This window comes from Arthrobacter sp. YD4, from assembly GCF_030410515.1.
Taxonomy (GTDB): domain Bacteria; phylum Actinomycetota; class Actinomycetes; order Actinomycetales; family Micrococcaceae; genus Arthrobacter.
In genome coordinates this window covers 233,324-248,597 of sequence record NZ_JAUHHD010000004.1, presented here as the reverse complement: position 1 = coordinate 248,597, position 15,274 = coordinate 233,324, and the positions used below count along the sequence as shown (strand labels likewise).

Sequence of the window (15,274 nt, the reverse complement as noted above, 5' to 3'; positions counted from 1 at the left end):
CATGCTCAAAGACCAGCCGGTCGGCGCCGTGTTGCCGGCCGCGGATATCGCCCGCGCCCGCGATTTCTACCGCGACAAGCTCGGGCTCGAACCTGACAACCAGGATGCCCAGGACAACCTGCAGTACACGTGCGGCTCCGGGAGCAGATTCATGCTGTACCTCACGCCGAACGCCGGGACTGCAAAGAACACGCAGATGGGTTGGATGGTGCCGGACCTTCCGGCCGCCGTCGAGGAACTGCGCGGAAAGGGCGTGGTCTTCGAGGACTACGACTTCCCGGGCCTGAAAACCGAGAACGGCATCGCGACCCTTCCGGACGGCAACTCCGCGGCCTGGTTCCTGGACAGCGAGGGCAACATCCTGAACCTCAACTCCGGCATGTGAGCCCTGCCGGCGGGTCCTAGGACTCTGGCCGGGACGGGGAACGCCGGAGACACTCGTCGCATGTGCGCGGAAGCCCTGGTCCGGCTGGACGGCCTCACGAAGAGATTCGGCCGGAACACGGCGCTGGAGGGCGTCAGCTTCGGCATCGAACCCGGCGAGGTCTTCGGCTACCTGGGACCCAACGGCGCCGGCAAGACCACCACCATCCGGTTGCTGATGGGGCTGCTGCGCCCCACGGCCGGGACCGCGCGCGTGTTGGGCCTGGACGCTTGGCGCCAGCCGGTGGAGGCACACCGGAGGGTGGGTTACGTCCCCGGCGAACCGGCGCTCTATGACCGGCTCACCGGCCACCAGCACGTTGCTTACTGCGCCCGGCTGCGTCACCGGGACGACGCCGGGCGGGCCGCTAAGCTGGCGGCCCGCCTGGGGCTGGATCTCGGTAAACCGGCCCGCACGCTTTCCCGCGGCAACCGGCAGAAACTGGCGGTGGTGCTCGCCGTCATGTCCCGGCCGCGGCTGCTGATCCTGGACGAACCCACCAGCGGCATCGACCCGCTCGTCCAGCAGGTCTTCCACGAGATCCTGCGCGAACACACGGCCGAGGGCGGCTCCGCCCTATTCTCCTCACATGTCCTCGGCGAGGTGGAACGGGTCGCGGACCGGATCGGCGTCGTCCGGGCCGGGCGCCTGGTGGCCGTCGAACGCCTGCAGGACCTCGCGGCCCGCTCCCTGCACCGGGTGCGGGCCCGCTTCGCCGAGGACGTCTCCGCCACCGACTTCGCCGGGCTGCCCGGCGTGCGGGACATCGTGGTGGAGGAGCGGGCACTGAGCTGCAACGCACCGCAGGCGGCCCTGGACGCGCTGCTGAAGCGCATCAGCGCCCGCCGGGTGGAGGATTTCGAGTGCGCCGAGGCGCCCCTGGAGGAGACCTTCCTGACCTACTACGGCAACGGCGGAAACGGGACCGGCACCGGCACCAGGGCAGCGGCCGGCTCAGGCACAGGGGAACCCGTCGGGGCCGGCGACGACGGGGAGGACTCCCGTGCGTCCTAACGTGCTGCTGAAGACCCTCCGCGACCAGGCGCGGGGCCTCGCCGCCTGGTCCGTGTCGCTGGCCCTGATTGTGGCGATGTACGCCGCCGTCTGGCCCTCGATCCGGGGCCAGCCGTCCATGAGCGACTTCATCGACCAAATGCCCGAGGCCTTCCGCTCCATGTTCGCCACCACCGGCGCGGACATGTCCACGCCCACCGGCTACATCCAGATCGAGCTGCTGTCCTTCATGGGGCCGATCGCCGTCCTGATCTACGCCGTCGGGACCGGCGCAGGCGCGATCGGCGGCGAGGAGGACCGGCACACCATGGACCTGCTGCTGTCCAACCCGGTGGGCCGCTGGCGCGTGGTTCTGGAGAAGTTCCTCGCGATGGCGGCGGGCACCTTCCTGCTGGCGGCCGTGACCGGAGCCGCGCTGGTGCTCGAGGGCCGGCTGGTGGAGCTGGACCTGCCCGCGGACAAGGTGGCGGCCACCATGCTGCACCTGGCCCTGCTCGGCGTCGTCTTCGGCACCCTCGCGCTGGCGCTCTCGGCCGCCACCGGCCGGACCGGGCTGAGCCGCGGCATCCCCGCCGCCCTGGCGGTTCTTGCGTACGTCGTGAACGCGCTGGCCCCGCTGGTGGACGTCTTCGACCGGCTGCAGAAGCTCTCGCCGTTCTACCAGTACATCGACCACGACCCGCTCCGCAGAGGCATCGCCTGGGACTCGGTGCTGGTCTCGGTGGCGACCATCGCCGTCCTGGCCGGGGCCGCGGTCGTCGGCTTCCGGCGCCGGGACATCCCGGCCTGAACGCCGGGCGGTCAGGCCGCGCTAGCCGGCCACGTCGTGGAGATGATGGACGACGTCGTGCAGGAAGTACTGCGAAAAGGTCAATACCGTGAACTCCGAGCCGTTGCTGCGGGTGCCCTTCCGGCCCCAGTCGCTCTCCGGGACGCGGGCGAAGGACGCCGCAATTTCCTGGCCGCGGGCCGTCAGTTCGTCGCTCACCGTGGCCGGGCGGGCTCCGGCGTAATCCAGCTCGACCGCGGTCCGGTCCTGGTCCCAGTCCTCGAAGCGGGCGTCGTCCTGGCTGAGCATGAGGTGGAGGCGCTGGTTGAAGAGCGCAAAGACGTCGCGGACGTGGCAGGCGTACTCCAGCGGCGACCAGGTGTCATCCTCCGGCCGCACGGCCACGTCCGGTCGCCGGAGGACGGCCTGCCAGCGGGGCAGCATGGCCGTAATGTGGTCCGGCGCCGTGGCCGGGGTCCAGGCGGAGGCGTGGAAGCCGCACTCGGGGCAGGGGGTGCCGAGCACCCAGGTCCAGTCTTTTGCGTCCGGGACGATAGGCATGCCAGCAGTCTAGGGGAAGGAGCAGGCCGCGTTCCGGGGAAGGGCCTGGAAAGAAACATAGCCAGACTCGAGGACCACCCGGTCGGCGCCGTCCTGCCGGCCGCGGACCTCGCCCATGCGCGGGGCTTCCACCGCGACAGACTCGGGCTCGAACCGAATACCCGGATGCCGAGGACAATATGATGTACACGTGCGGCGCCGGTAGCAGATTCCTGGTGTAGCAGACGTCAACCGCCGATTCGGCCAAGAATACCCAGATGGGATGGATGGCCCCGACGTGCCGGCCGCCGTGCCGTGCTTCGCGCGGCGGGGGCCGTCTTTGAGGACAACAACTTCCCGGGGCTGAAGACCGAAGGCGGCACCGCCACGCTGCCGGACTTCAGCACTGCCGCCTGGTTCCTGGATAGTGAGGGTGACATCCTGAACATCAACTCCGGGATGTAGGACCCGCCAGATGACCCGGGGCGGCCGCTCATGGCGGCGGCACAGGCGATCGCAGGTTGGCTTGAAGTCTTTGGGGCCGCTCCGGCGTGCGCCCCGGGACTTACCGCCTATGCGCGAAAGCGCTGTTCCGGCTCGACGGGGTCAGTAAACGGTTTGGCAGAGCGCCGCGCTCGACGGCGTCAGCCCCACCATCACGGTCGGCCAGATTTTCGGCTGTCTGAGTCCGAATGGCGAGGGTCGGCCCCCACCGTACGGCTGATCTTGGGATGCTGCAACCCTGCTCGGGAACCGACAGAACAACCCGTCTTCCCGGGGACACAGCAGCATCCCGACGACTGCCGAAAGTTGGCCGCTGATTAGCGCTGGACCGTGGGCGATGAATATGTCGACAACGACGTCAGAGCCTATAAGTCCAGCGCGGCGAAACCACGCCCGCAGTGTTAGCGGTTGCTAGCCGAGTTGGCCGGGGGCCACCGTGGCGCCGTGATCCTTACGTCGCCCCTAGTGCGGCTCCGCCGCCAACGCCCGGGACCTACCTTATAACTTGTCCAAAAAGCCCGTCGAGTCTCCGAAAACCATGTCCGTCCTTAGTTCGATTAGCTGGCGAACCAGAGGCTCAGTCTTGGCTAGCACTGCCGCCTTCTCGGCCTTCGCATCGTCCATCTCCTCGTCCCCCATTGCCTGCCATTTATAGTGCACGAAGGCGTTGCGCCTGTCAGCTATGTCAAGAATGGTCGCTACGATGTCCGTGTCCAATTCGTGGCCGAAGGTATCCGTCCAAACTTTGCCGGTCTTCCTCTTCACAGAGTTGAGCCGGATCAACTCAACAGCTTCCGACTGAGGCTTTCCTAACCGCTTAACTTTCCAAATAAACATGTCGTTCAGCCGATGCTCAATCCAGGTCGCATAGAACGTAATTGCAAAATCCGCTTTCCCCGACGCTTCGAAGGCCTGGGCCTGCTCGAGGACTGAATCTTGATGATCCAAGATGACGGAAAATCCGCCGTCCTCGGCCACTATGGCCCGCGCCTCCGCCACGAAGGCGGCCCGAAACTCCTTCGCTGACATGCCGGTCGGATCGATAACGCCGTCAGCTATCATTTGTGCGGCCAGAGACTTGATCAAATCCGCTTTAAGCTCGTTTTCATCCATACGCTCACGGTACCGGCGGAGGTCTGCGGAGGCGGCGTACTAAACAGTTGTTGGCTTGCGATCTGGGTGCTCCGGGGCGAGACGACTTAAGAATGCGATAAGTCACCGAGTCACCGTCGGGCGGCACGGGACGTGAAGGGAAAACAACCCCGTAGTTTTCTGGCAAGATCTCAACATGACTGCCGAATGGGTGCCGTTTGGGTTAGACGATGGCGAAGTAGCTGAGTTTGAAGTTCTTGTTGCGGGCGTCCCAGGGTGGCTTAAGGAGCCTCTGATTGGTTACGTCCATGCCTATCTAAAGGATTCGCAGTACCACAACGCGTCGAGATGCTTGGACATTCAGCTGAACACGCGAGTAGAACTAGGCATCTCCACGGGGGGACTCTATGTGCATGCTGATGGCGTTCTCGCACGTCTGCGTAGCATGACCGACCTTGAGCTACTGCGGGTTGTAGATTACGTTTGCGCCGTCCAAAACCCCTACTTGAATACTCAAAATGCTCGGACCCTTGAGACATTGCTGAGTTCAGCGCGTTCCAAGTGGACCCTGGGGAACAGGACGGGTCGTATTGGGCTCGTGGAACGCGTTCCAGAGGGAGTTCAGGCCAGCGTTGAAGGCGTTATTGCGTCTTCGGGCTCAGCTGGCCGACTCCTGGCGCGAGCATGGGCCCAGGTGCACGGGCTCCAGCCAAACGACAGCGCGGGTTACGCGGATGCAGTACGTTCAGTCGAAATCGCGGCGATCGATGTGGTGCAGCCAAACAACAAGAGTGCCACCCTGGGAACGGTGATCACCCAGATGAAGGCTCAAGGGGACTGGCGTCTCCCCTTGCGAGAGCACCAATATGCCCCCAGTGCCGAACTCCTACTGACGTCCGCCCGGACGCTTTGGCATGGGCACCGGGACCGGCATGGGAGTGTCCATTACAAAGATGTGACTCACGAGGAGGCGCGCGCGGCAGTGGCTTTGGCGGCCACCTTGGTCGAATGCTTTAGCTCGGGAGCAATAGCCCGACGGCCTGCCTAACCGATTTCCGTCCCTCATCGGAACTCGATCTAAACCGAAAGGAGACCAGCGACTCGGCCTAACTGGCTGACTGACCCTCAAGCCGTTCCTTGGTAGCAGAATAGTTTCGCCGGCTCGGGCGCCAAGCCCTTCTGACTGAGTCCGGATTCGAGCAATCGCGGGACTCGTTTCTCGAAATTGATAGGGCGAATTTGGTGGCCCCACTCGCCTTATGAGGTCCTAGTTACAATTTGTCGTGTTCCGTCATCCAGTGTGGCCCCTCACGGTCATATCCAGGGGGGTAGGATTCACGCAGTGGAACCCGTAGGACATTAGCCTTCTGTTCCAGCCGTGGGCCAAGCATCGATAGGGGTTGTGCACCCTCGAGCGGGGCACGACATAGAGCGTGCCGAGTTCGCCGCAATTCAGGACCTACACCGATGTCCGTATGCTCGAAAATTCCCTATCCAACACTCTGGTCTGCGAGCCTGGCTCTTCGCGCCATCCAAAGAATCGCTTCGGCGCGGGGACGAAAGCCGCCAACAGGTGCCTACTTATGCAGCCCCTGCCGGCAGTGGCACCTCACCTCGAAGTCCAAAACACGGGTGCCACCATGGTCGCCACGGGCTGGCTCTGCGGGGTTGCGGGGTCGCAACTGATTTCGCCCCGGCCGTTTGCCAGAAATGGCCGCTAAGTCGGGCAAGTTAGCGGCCATACGTGGCGAATGGGTGGACCTCACCGCTATGCCGCCCCGCACGGCACCGCAGATTGGCCCCGCCGGGCCGGCCCTACGCCTTCGGCGCCGGGGCGGCGCCGGCGGGAGCCTCGGCCCCGGCCATGCTCGGCCCGATGGCGTCGACGGCCTGGGAGAGCGGGATGCCCGAACCGTCCCGGCGTCCGTGCTCCACCGGCAGGGAGCGCGCCACACCGGCCAGCGAGGACGCCTTGGCCGGGCCGTGGCCCGCCCATGCCAGCAGGAGGGTGTCTTCGCCCTTGAGGAACCGATGCGCCCGGACTCCGCCGGTGCCGCGGCCCTTGGAAGGGTACTCGGAGAGTGCTGTCACCTTCGCGGCGCCCGGGGCGGTGCCCGGCAGGGCCCCCTCGGTTCCGGCGATGGTGACCACGACGGCGGCCTCGTCATCGGCGCGGGCGGTGCCGAAGTGCAGCACCCGGTCCCCGGCGGCCAGCTTAATCCCGGCCATGCCGCCGGCGGTCCGGCCCTGCGGACGCACCGAGGAGGCGCCGAAGCGGAGCAACTGGGCCTGTCGGGTGATGAAGACCAGGTCGACGTCGTCGCCGTCGGCCGCCTCAACGCCCACCACGGTGTCCTTGTCCTTGAGCGCGATGACCTCCCAGTCCTCGCGGTTCAGGGGGTAGTCCGGCTGGACGCGCTTGACCACGCCCTGTGCGGTGCCGATGGCCAGGACCCGGTCCAGCGGCGCGAAGGCCACCAGCGTCTCACCCTTGAGCAGGGTGATGAAGTCCTTGGCGGGGACGCCGCCGGCCATGTTCGGGGTGCCGTTGGTGGGCGGTAGCACGGGCATGTCCACCACCTGCAGCCGCAGCATCCGGCCCTGCGAGGTGATGGCGGCGATCTCACCGCGGGCCGAGGTCTTCACCACGGAGCGGAAGACGTCGTGCTTGGCCCGCGGTCCGGCCTCGGCCAGGCTGTCCTGGTTGGCGGTCCGGGCGATCTGGCCGGAGGCGGTGAGGATCGCCCAGCACGGGTCGTCCGCGATTTCCAGGGCCAGCGGGGCGGCCTTGCCCTTGACCGGGGCGGCGGCCGCGGCGGCCAGGGTGGGGGAGACGGCCTCGGATTCGAGCAGCACCGTCCGGCGCGGCGTCCCGTACTTCTCCGCGATTTCTCCGAGCTCGTCGGAGACCAGGCCGCGCAGCAGCTCGGGTGAGTCCAGGATGGCCTGCAGCTCGGCGATCTCGCGCCGCAACTCGTCCTGTTCCTTCTCCAGTTCGATCCGGGAGTACTTGGTCAGCTGCCGCAGCCGCAGCTCCAGGATGTAGTTGGCCTGGATCTCGGAGAGGTCGTAGATGGACATCAGCCGGGTCCGGGCCGCGGCCGCCTCGTCCGAGGAGCGGATGATCTGGATGACCTCGTCGATGTCGACGATCGCGATCAGCAGGCCCTCCACCAGGTGCAGCCGGTCCTGCTTCTTCGCCAGCCGGAACGCGGTGCGCCGGCGGACCACGGTGATGCGGTGGGTGACGTAGACGCTGAGCAGTTCAAGGAGGCCCAGGGTCTGCGGCTGGCCGTCCACCAGGGTGACGTTGTTGATGCCGAAGGAGTCCTCCATCGGCGTGTAGCGGTACAGCTGCTGCAGCACGGCGTTGGGGTTGAAGCCGTTCTTCAGCTCAATCACCAGGCGCAGCCCGTGCTTGCGGTCGGTGAGGTCCACGATGTCGCTGATGCCCGAGAGTTTCTTGCCGTTGACGGCGTCCTTGATCTTCTCGATCACCTTTTCCGGGCCCACCATGTATGGCAGTTCTGTGACCACCAGGCCGGTGCGGCGGGCCGAGAGCTGCTCGACGTCGACCTTCGCCCGGGTCTTGAATGAGCCGCGGCCGGTGGCGTAGGCGTCCCGGATGCCGTCCAGGCCCACGATCCGGCCGCCCGTGGGCAGGTCCGGGCCGGGGACGAACTTCATCACGTCCTCCAGCGTGGCGTCCGGGTGCGCGATCAGGTGCCGCGCCGCCGCGATGACCTCGCCGAGGTTGTGCGGGGCCATATTGGTGGCCATGCCGACGGCGATGCCGGTGGCGCCGTTGACCAGCAGGTTCGGGAACGCCGCCGGCAGCACGTCCGGCTGGGTGAGCTGGTTGTCGTAGTTCGGGACGAAGTCGACGACGTCCTCGTCCAGGTGGTCGGTCAGAGTCAGCGCCGCCGCCGCGAGCCGGGCCTCCGTGTACCGGGGCGCGGCCGGACCATCGTCGAGAGAACCGAAGTTGCCGTGCCCGTCGATCAGGGGCAGCCGCAGCGAGAAGTCCTGCGCCATGCGGACCATCGCGTCGTAGATGGCGGTGTCGCCGTGCGGGTGCAGCTTGCCCATCACCTCGCCCACCACGCGGGCGCTCTTGACGTGGCCGCGGTCCGGGCGCAGGCCCATCTCGCTCATCATGTAGAGGATGCGCCGCTGCACCGGCTTCAGGCCGTCGCGGGCGTCCGGGAGCGCCCGGGAGTAGATCACCGAGTAGGCGTACTCCAGGAAGGACCCTTCCATTTCGGAGGTGACATCGATGTCGACGATGTTCTCGTGATAATCCTGGGCTTCCCCTGCCGGGGGCGTGGTTTGGCGGCGTGCCATGGGGCTGGTGGGTCCTTCTGCGTGGTGCTCAACGGGTGCTGTGTAAGTTTATGGCTAGGCTAAGCCTATGGTGGATCAGCCCGTGGACGGCGTATATCCGGAACATTGGGAAGCCGATGTCGTGCTGCGCGACGGCGGCACGGCCCACCTGCGGCCCATCCACGCCGCCGACTCCGACGCCGTGCAGGCCTTCCACGTCGGCCAGTCGCAGAAGTCCATCTACATGCGCTTCTTCGCTTTCAAGTCCAAGCTCTCCAGCAAGGAACTCAAGCGCTTCACCGAGGTCGACTACAAGGACCGGGTGGCGCTGGTGATCACCATCGGCGGCGACATCATCGGCATCGGCCGCTACGACCGGCTCGACGACCCGGCCGAGGCGGAGGTAGCCTTCAACATCGCCGACGCCCACCAGGGCCGCGGCATCGGCTCCATCCTGCTCGAACACCTCGCCGCCGCCGCCCGGGAAAACGGCATCCGCAAGTTCAGTGCCGAGGTGCTGCCGGAGAACCGCAAGATGCTGATGGTCTTCTCCGACGCCGGTTACGACGTCAAGCGGCACTTCGACGACGGCGTCGTCAGCCTCGAATTCAACATCGACCCCACGGACAAGTCCCGCGCCGTGATGGAATCCCGCGAGCACCGCGCCGAGGCCCGCAGCATCCAGGAGCTGCTGGCCCCCGACTCGGTCGCCGTGATCGGCGCCAGCCGCCGCTGGGGGACCGTGGGCTACCAGCTGCTCGAACACATCATCGAGGGCGGCTTCACCGGTCCGGTCTATGCGATCAACCCCGAGGCGCTGGAACTGGCCGGCATGCTCTCCTTCGCCCGGCTCTCCGAGGTGCCGGGCCCGGTGAAGCTCGCCATCATCGCCGTGCCCTACGACGAGGTCCCCAAGGTGGTGCAGGAGTGCGGCGAGGCCGGGGTCAAGGGCATCGTGGTGGCCACCGCCGGCTACGCCGACGACGGCGAACGCGGCCTGGCGCGGCAGCGGGAACTGGTCCGCCAGGCCCGGGCCAACGGCATGCGGGTAATCGGCCCGGCGTCGCTCGGGATCGTCAACACCAACCCCGCCGTCTCCCTCAACGCCTCGATGGCCCCCTCGCTGGCCCGCCGCGGCGGCCTGGGACTGTTCAGCCAGTCCGCGGCGATCGGCGTCTCGCTCTACGCCGCGTCCAGCCGCCGCCGGGTGGGGATCTCCACCTTCCTCTCCGCCGGCAACCGCGCCGACGTCTCCGGCAACGACCTGATGCAGTACTGGGAGGACGACGCGGACACCACCGCCGTCGGCCTCTACCTCGAATCGATCGGCAACCCGCGTAAGTTCTCTCGCCTGGCCCGCCGGCTGGCCCGCACCAAACCCGTGATCGTCGCCAAGTCCGACGCGATGGGCCTGAACCTGCCGCCGGGCCACTCGGTCCGCACCACGCAGGCGCCGCCTGAAGCGCTCGACGCCATGATGCGCCAGGCCGGCGTGATCCGGGTGGGGACCATCGAGGAACTCATGGACGTCGCGCAGATCGTCTCCAGCCAGCCGCTGCCCCAGGGCCCCGGCGTGGCCGTGTTCAGTAACTCCCGGGCTCTCGGCAAGGTGGTCTCGGACAGTGCCGAGGCCGCCGGGCTCGGCGTCGAGCGGATCGTCGCCGACGTCGACCTGGACACCGGCATGTCCCGTGCCCTCCCCGCCCTGCGCCGCAGCCTGCAGGAGACGCTGACGCTGGAGAACGTGCACGCCGTCGTTGTCGCGCTGCTGCCCGCCCGGGGCCTGACCGTGGAGAAGATCGGCGCCGTGCTGGCCGAATGCTCGGCCGCCGCCGGGAAACCCGTGGTGGCCGCGTTCACCGGCATCCTGGACCCGTCCATCTACGTCGAGGGCATGGTGGGCGACGCCGGCGAGGCCCCGGCCGTGCCCTGCTACTCGAACCCGGGCGCCGCCGTCGCCGCTCTGGCCGCCGTCGTCCGCTACGCCCAGTGGAAGGTCCGGGACCAGGGCCTCTTCGTCGAACCCGAGGGTTGCGACCCCGACGCCGCGCACCACGACCTCGAAGAACTGTTGCGCCCCGTCGGCGGCGAGCAGCTGGTCCGGCTGGACCAGGCCGCCGCGGACCGGCTGCTGGGCCACTACGGCATCCACGTGCTGCCCTCGGCGGGTTTCGAAACCGACGACGACGCCGTCGCCGCGGCGGAGAGGCTCGGCTGGCCGGTGGCGATCAAGACCACCGACCCGGCGCTTCGGCACCGCCTGGACCTGGGCGGGGTGCGGCTGGATATTCAGGACGCCGACTCGTTGCGGGCCAACATCGCCCAGATGCGACGGTCCCTGCAACGTTACGGCTCGCCCTCCCTGGAGGTTCAGACCATGGCTCCGGTGGGCCAGGCGTGCACCTTCCGGGCCATCGAGGACCCGCTGCTGGGACCGGTGGTCTCCTTCGGCCTCGCCGGGGACGCCGTGAACCTGCTGGATGACTGGGCGCACCGCGTTCCGCCGCTCTCCGGCTCGGACGTGCACGACTTCATCCGCTCGCCCCGGGCCTCGCGGAAGCTCTTCGGCTACCAGGGGCTGCCCGCCGTCGACGTCGCCGCGCTGGAGGACCTCGCCGCGCGGCTGACCCGGCTCAAGGACAACCACCCGGAGATCGCCCTCGTGGAGTTCAACCCGGTCCTCGCCGGCACCGAGGGGGCGGTGATCCTCGCCGCCGACGTGCGGATCGCCAACGCAGCCCAGCGCACCGACACGGCCCGGCGCGCCATGCGGGCCTGAGGCTCAGGTGCCTGCGGTCTTGTCCACATCGGGGCGCCGCGGTTAGCAAGTGACTAGCCGATCTGTGAAAATGGAACCCATGACCTCCCAGCCCCCAGCATCCCAGCCACAGGCTTCCCTCTCCGCCCGCCACGGTGCGCCGCACGCCGGCCTGCACGACCACAGCGCGCAGGGACAGAGCCTCACGGATGCGCTGGAGCAGGCCGGCTTCTACCCGCGGCTGGTCGCCGACGTGGTGGCCGACGCCCTCGACGGCCGGGACTGCGTCTCCCACCTGGTGCACCTCGAAACCCACTTCGACCGGGCCGAGGTCCGCCGCCACATCACGGTGCTGGTGCTCACCGAGGACATGCTGGTGATCACCCACGTGGACGACCAGCAGCTGGACGAGGCCGGCGAGCAGATGGTCGCCCAGGTCTCCACCGAGTCCGTCCCGGTGGCCCAGATCCGCTCCGTGGTGCTCAGCTACATTTACGCCCAGCCGCAGGACTACAAGCCCTCGGACCCGGTCCGCGAACTCACGCTCTCCATCGCCTGGTCCGGCGGCCAGCGGCTGGACATGGGCCCGGCCAGCTGCGGCGACCCCCAGTGCGAGGCGGACCACGGCTACAGCGGCACGATCGCCCAGGAGGACATCGTCCTGCGGATCAGCGCCGAGGCGGACGGCCTCCAGGCGGTCCAGGACGCCAAGCTCTTCGCCCGCGCCCTGCGCGCCGTAAACACCGGATCCGGCGCCCCGGCCGGCCACGGCGTCTCCACCCTGCCGCCGCGCTCCCGCGCCGGCGTCTTCGCCAACCGCCTGAGCCGCGGCCATCAGCGCTGAGATGGGCGCCGACAGCACCGCCGGTTCCGCCTCGGTTCCGGGCGGGTCCGCCCTGCCCACCGGCCCGGCCCTGCCCTCGCCGCCGGCCTACGGCCGCAAGTCCATCGCCGAGGTCTTCGGCAGCGCGGCGGCCAGCATCGGCGTGCCCGGCTTCGAGAACCGGCTGTCGTTGCCCCCGGCGCGGCGGGTGTGCGTGGTCCTGGCCGACGGCCTGGGCCGGCAGCTGCTGAAGCAGCGCGCCGCCCACACGCCGTTCCTGCGCTCGGTGCTCCAGTCCGGGCAGGGTGAGGTCCCCGCCGGCGTCGATGCCGCCTTCCCGTCCACCACCGCGGCGTCGCTGGCCAGCTTCGGCACCGGCCGCTCCGCCGGCCAGCACGGCATGGTGGGCTACGACGTCGTGGATCCGGACCAGGACCGCGTGGTCAACATGCTCAGCAACTGGGACGACGGCGTCGACCCGCGCCGCTGGCAGCCGCTGCCCACCGTCTTCGAACGCGCCGCGGAGCACGCCGACGTCAGCACCGTCGCCCTGCCCCGCTTCAGCGACTCCGCCATGACCCAGGCGGCCCTGCGCGGAGGGCGGTTCATCGCCGGAACCACCGCGCACGCCCGCACCGCCGCCGCGGCCGAGGCGATGGCCGGGGCGGAGAGCGCGCTGATGTACTTCTACGTGCACGAGCTGGACAAGGCCGGCCACCGCTACGGTGCCGCGTCGGCCCAGTGGGAACACCAGCTGGAGGAGCTCGACGCGACCGTCAGCCGGCTGAACTCGACACTGCCGCCCGGCACTACCGTGCTGGTCACGGGCGATCACGGCATGGTGGACGTGCCCGAGTCGCAGCGCCTGGACTACTCCGCCGAACCGGCCCTGATCGAGGGCGTCCGGCACACCGCAGGCGAACCCCGGATGGTCCACCTCTACCTGGAGGAGGACGCGGGGGAGGCCGGCCGTAGCCGGCTGCTGGCGGCCTGGCGGGCGCGGTTCGGCGAACGGATCTGGGCCTTCACGCGCGAGGAGGCTATTGCGGCGGGGCTGTTTGGCGACGTGCGCGACGCCGTTGGCCCCCGGATCGGGGACGTGATGATTGCCGCCCGCGACACCCTGGCGCTCTACGACACCCGCCGGGTGCCCGCACGGGCGCTCGAGGTGGTGGGCCAGCACGGATCGCTGACCAAGGCCGAGCGGGAAGTCCCGCTGCTGTGCTTCAGCGCCGCCGGCAAGACCGGCAGCAAGGCCCGGCGCCGCTAACAGTCCATCGGGGTCGGCGACAATTCGATCGCTCGGTGGCTACTCGCTGCGGGTACCGAAAACGATATCGTCCCAGCTGGGGACGCTGGAGCGCTTGGGTTTGGCAGGCTGGCGTTCGGGCGTCTCAGCGGCACGCTCGGCCCGCGCCTCAGACCGCGACAGTTCCGGGTTCCGGTTGCCGGCGGGGAAGATGCCGTCCGGGGTCCGGGGCTGCTCGGGGGACTCCGGCCGTGCCGCGCGCCGCGAGGTGCCGCCGCCCAGCAGTTCGTCCAGTCCGGGGCTCGACGTCGGCCCCTGGCCATTGCCGCGCACCGGGCGCAGCTGGGAGGCCGCGATGGTGATTTCCCGGGTCTCGGTGCTGACCCCGTCGTGCAGCCGCAACGCGTCGCCGGCGTCTGCGGCGTCGTGCCGCGGCGCCAGCGTCAGCCGGGAGAGCATCGAGGGCCGGGCATCGCGGCGGCGGGTGAAGGCATCCGGCCCCGGAATGGAATGCGGTTCGGCCTTGGCCGCCGTCGGAGCGGAGGGCTTCTCCGGCTCCGCGGTCGTGTCGGCCTCGCCGGCTTCGGCCTCACCGGTGGTATCCGCGCCGCTGCCGTTGGAAGCGTGAAGGTCGGCGTCATCGGAGGTACCGGCGTCGGACCCGGTGTCGGTGTCGCTGTCGGAGGCATCGCCAGGGGCGGGAACCTCGGAGGGCCGGGGGTGGGCCGCCGGGACGCCCTGGCTCAGCATGAGCGCCAGCGCGTCATCAGCATCCTCGTCCACCCCGATCCGGTGCCCGCGGCGGGAGCGGAGCATGTCCAGCAGCCCGTCGTTGTCCCGGTCCTGTCGGGTATCCCCGGGCAGTGACCTGTCGGCCGGGACGATGCTGAGCTGCGCCGTCGCCGTGCGCGCGGCGGCCTCGGCGTCGGTCTCGAAGTCGAAGGGCCGGTCGGAAACGGCCGAGAGCCGGCGGGACGGGACGGGCCCGTCCATCGGCTCGAGTTCGCTGAGCTGCTGCGCCCAGCGGTTCGCGTTCTGCAGGGACTTCAGCGCCGGGCTGAACGTCCACGTGGCGGGCGGTTCCTCACCGATGGCGGTGTGGCCGCCGGCCGGCAGCGAAAACGCCGCCACCACGTTCCACAGGCCGTCGGGGCGCCGCCAGGAATCCCACTCCACGGTCTCCGGAGCGACGCCGTAGGCGCGCAGCCGGTGGCTGACCATTTCCTCCAGGGTGGCGGGCTGGTCGCCGAAGTGGGAGCGGTAACCTTCGTGGCCCGCCGTGGGGGACGCAACCTCGATCCGGCGCGCCTGCTGGGCGACGTATTCGCGCTCGGCCAGCACTGGGCCTTCGTAGCGTTCAACCTTGGCCAGCGGCAGGCCCGAAAGCTCGGCGACCTCCGCGGCGGTCGCGCCGCTCCGGATTCGGGCCTGGATGTCCCGTGGGGACATGACAATTGGCTCCGGCGCCGGGCCCGGGGCAGTCTTCGAGGGCCGGTTCACGGCAGCCCGAAGCGTTTCATCGATCGGCAGCTGGAACATCTCGCCGCCGGCGCCACTGAACAGGAGATGCTCTCCATCGTCGTGGACGCCTACAAGCCGTAGATCCTGCATACAAATCCTCCACCCTGGCATTGCTAACACTCGAAACTCTGCCACTGCCGGGCACCAAAAGCGGTGAAGAGGGAGGGCGCGCCGCGAATTTCCGGCATTTTCCGACCTTCGAGGGCGCCTCCGGCGGGCATTGGGTGAACGCCCGGGCCATCACGTCCCGACGGCGT

General features: G+C 68.6%; 12 protein-coding genes. 7 read left to right on the top strand and 5 right to left on the bottom strand.

Annotated features, from left to right (window positions below):
- Nucleotide 1 precedes the first annotated feature (1 nt).
- From QWJ39_RS12360 to QWJ39_RS12350, 3 genes are read left to right on the top strand one after another with little or no spacing between them, the layout of a single operon-like run.
- Nucleotides 2-385: a VOC family protein gene (locus QWJ39_RS12360; RefSeq protein ID WP_290258131.1), complete on the top strand. Its 384-nt coding sequence runs from the start codon at nucleotides 2-4 to the stop codon at nucleotides 383-385.
- A 60-nt stretch (nucleotides 386-445) separates the two neighbouring features.
- Nucleotides 446-1,438, top strand: coding sequence for an ABC transporter ATP-binding protein (locus QWJ39_RS12355; RefSeq protein WP_290258130.1), 993 nt, complete (start codon nucleotides 446-448; stop codon nucleotides 1,436-1,438).
- Nucleotides 1,428-2,228 carry an ABC transporter permease subunit gene (locus tag QWJ39_RS12350; protein WP_290258129.1) on the top strand — a complete coding sequence of 267 codons (801 nt, stop codon included), beginning with the start codon at nucleotides 1,428-1,430 and terminating at the stop codon, nucleotides 2,226-2,228. Before QWJ39_RS12355 ends, QWJ39_RS12350 begins: the two co-directional genes overlap by 11 nt.
- A 21-nt stretch (nucleotides 2,229-2,249) precedes the next feature.
- Here QWJ39_RS12350 and QWJ39_RS12345 read toward each other — a convergent pair whose 3' ends face one another.
- Nucleotides 2,250-2,768, bottom strand: a complete 519-nt coding sequence (locus QWJ39_RS12345; protein WP_290258127.1) for a DinB family protein — start codon at nucleotides 2,766-2,768, stop codon at nucleotides 2,250-2,252.
- A gap of 9 nt (nucleotides 2,769-2,777) precedes the next feature.
- Complete coding sequence (locus tag QWJ39_RS12340) at nucleotides 2,778-2,900, bottom strand: hypothetical protein (protein ID WP_290258262.1); 123 nt, start codon at nucleotides 2,898-2,900, stop codon at nucleotides 2,778-2,780.
- Between the two features lie 162 nt (nucleotides 2,901-3,062).
- Here QWJ39_RS12340 and QWJ39_RS16280 point away from each other — a divergent pair, with 162 nt between their 5' ends.
- On the top strand, nucleotides 3,063-3,212 hold the full coding sequence (locus QWJ39_RS16280; protein WP_356903397.1) for a hypothetical protein: 150 nt from the start codon (nucleotides 3,063-3,065) through the stop codon (nucleotides 3,210-3,212).
- A 537-nt stretch (nucleotides 3,213-3,749) separates the two neighbouring features.
- On the opposite strand, the gene QWJ39_RS12330 is transcribed toward QWJ39_RS16280, so the two are convergent.
- Nucleotides 3,750-4,364 carry a hypothetical protein gene (locus tag QWJ39_RS12330; protein ID WP_290258125.1) on the bottom strand — a complete coding sequence of 205 codons (615 nt, stop codon included), beginning with the start codon at nucleotides 4,362-4,364 and terminating at the stop codon, nucleotides 3,750-3,752.
- A gap of 1,794 nt (nucleotides 4,365-6,158) precedes the next feature.
- The gene (locus tag QWJ39_RS12325) at nucleotides 6,159-8,687 is read right to left on the bottom strand and encodes a DNA topoisomerase IV subunit A (RefSeq protein WP_290258124.1); all 2,529 of its coding nucleotides are present in this window, start codon (nucleotides 8,685-8,687) and stop codon (nucleotides 6,159-6,161) included.
- 67 nt (nucleotides 8,688-8,754) lie between these two features.
- Between QWJ39_RS12325 and QWJ39_RS12320 the strand changes: the two genes are divergently transcribed.
- The 3 genes from QWJ39_RS12320 to QWJ39_RS12310 all read left to right on the top strand — a co-directional run bounded on the left by QWJ39_RS12320 (nucleotide 8,755) and on the right by QWJ39_RS12310 (nucleotide 13,517).
- Entirely contained in the window at nucleotides 8,755-11,445 is a 2,691-nt protein-coding gene (locus QWJ39_RS12320; RefSeq protein ID WP_290258123.1) for a GNAT family N-acetyltransferase, read from the top strand.
- A gap of 79 nt (nucleotides 11,446-11,524) precedes the next feature.
- Nucleotides 11,525-12,268 carry a DUF5998 family protein gene (locus tag QWJ39_RS12315; protein WP_290258122.1) on the top strand — a complete coding sequence of 248 codons (744 nt, stop codon included), beginning with the start codon at nucleotides 11,525-11,527 and terminating at the stop codon, nucleotides 12,266-12,268.
- Nucleotide 12,269: 1 nt separating this feature from the next.
- Nucleotides 12,270-13,517, top strand: coding sequence for a nucleotide pyrophosphatase/phosphodiesterase family protein (locus tag QWJ39_RS12310; RefSeq protein ID WP_290258121.1), 1,248 nt, complete (start codon nucleotides 12,270-12,272; stop codon nucleotides 13,515-13,517).
- Nucleotides 13,518-13,556: 39 nt separating this feature from the next.
- Here the strand turns inward: QWJ39_RS12310 and sepH are convergent, their stop codons facing one another.
- Nucleotides 13,557-15,107 carry a septation protein SepH gene (gene sepH, locus QWJ39_RS12305; protein ID WP_290258120.1) on the bottom strand — a complete coding sequence of 517 codons (1,551 nt, stop codon included), beginning with the start codon at nucleotides 15,105-15,107 and terminating at the stop codon, nucleotides 13,557-13,559.
- Nucleotides 15,108-15,274: the final 167 nt, after the last annotated feature.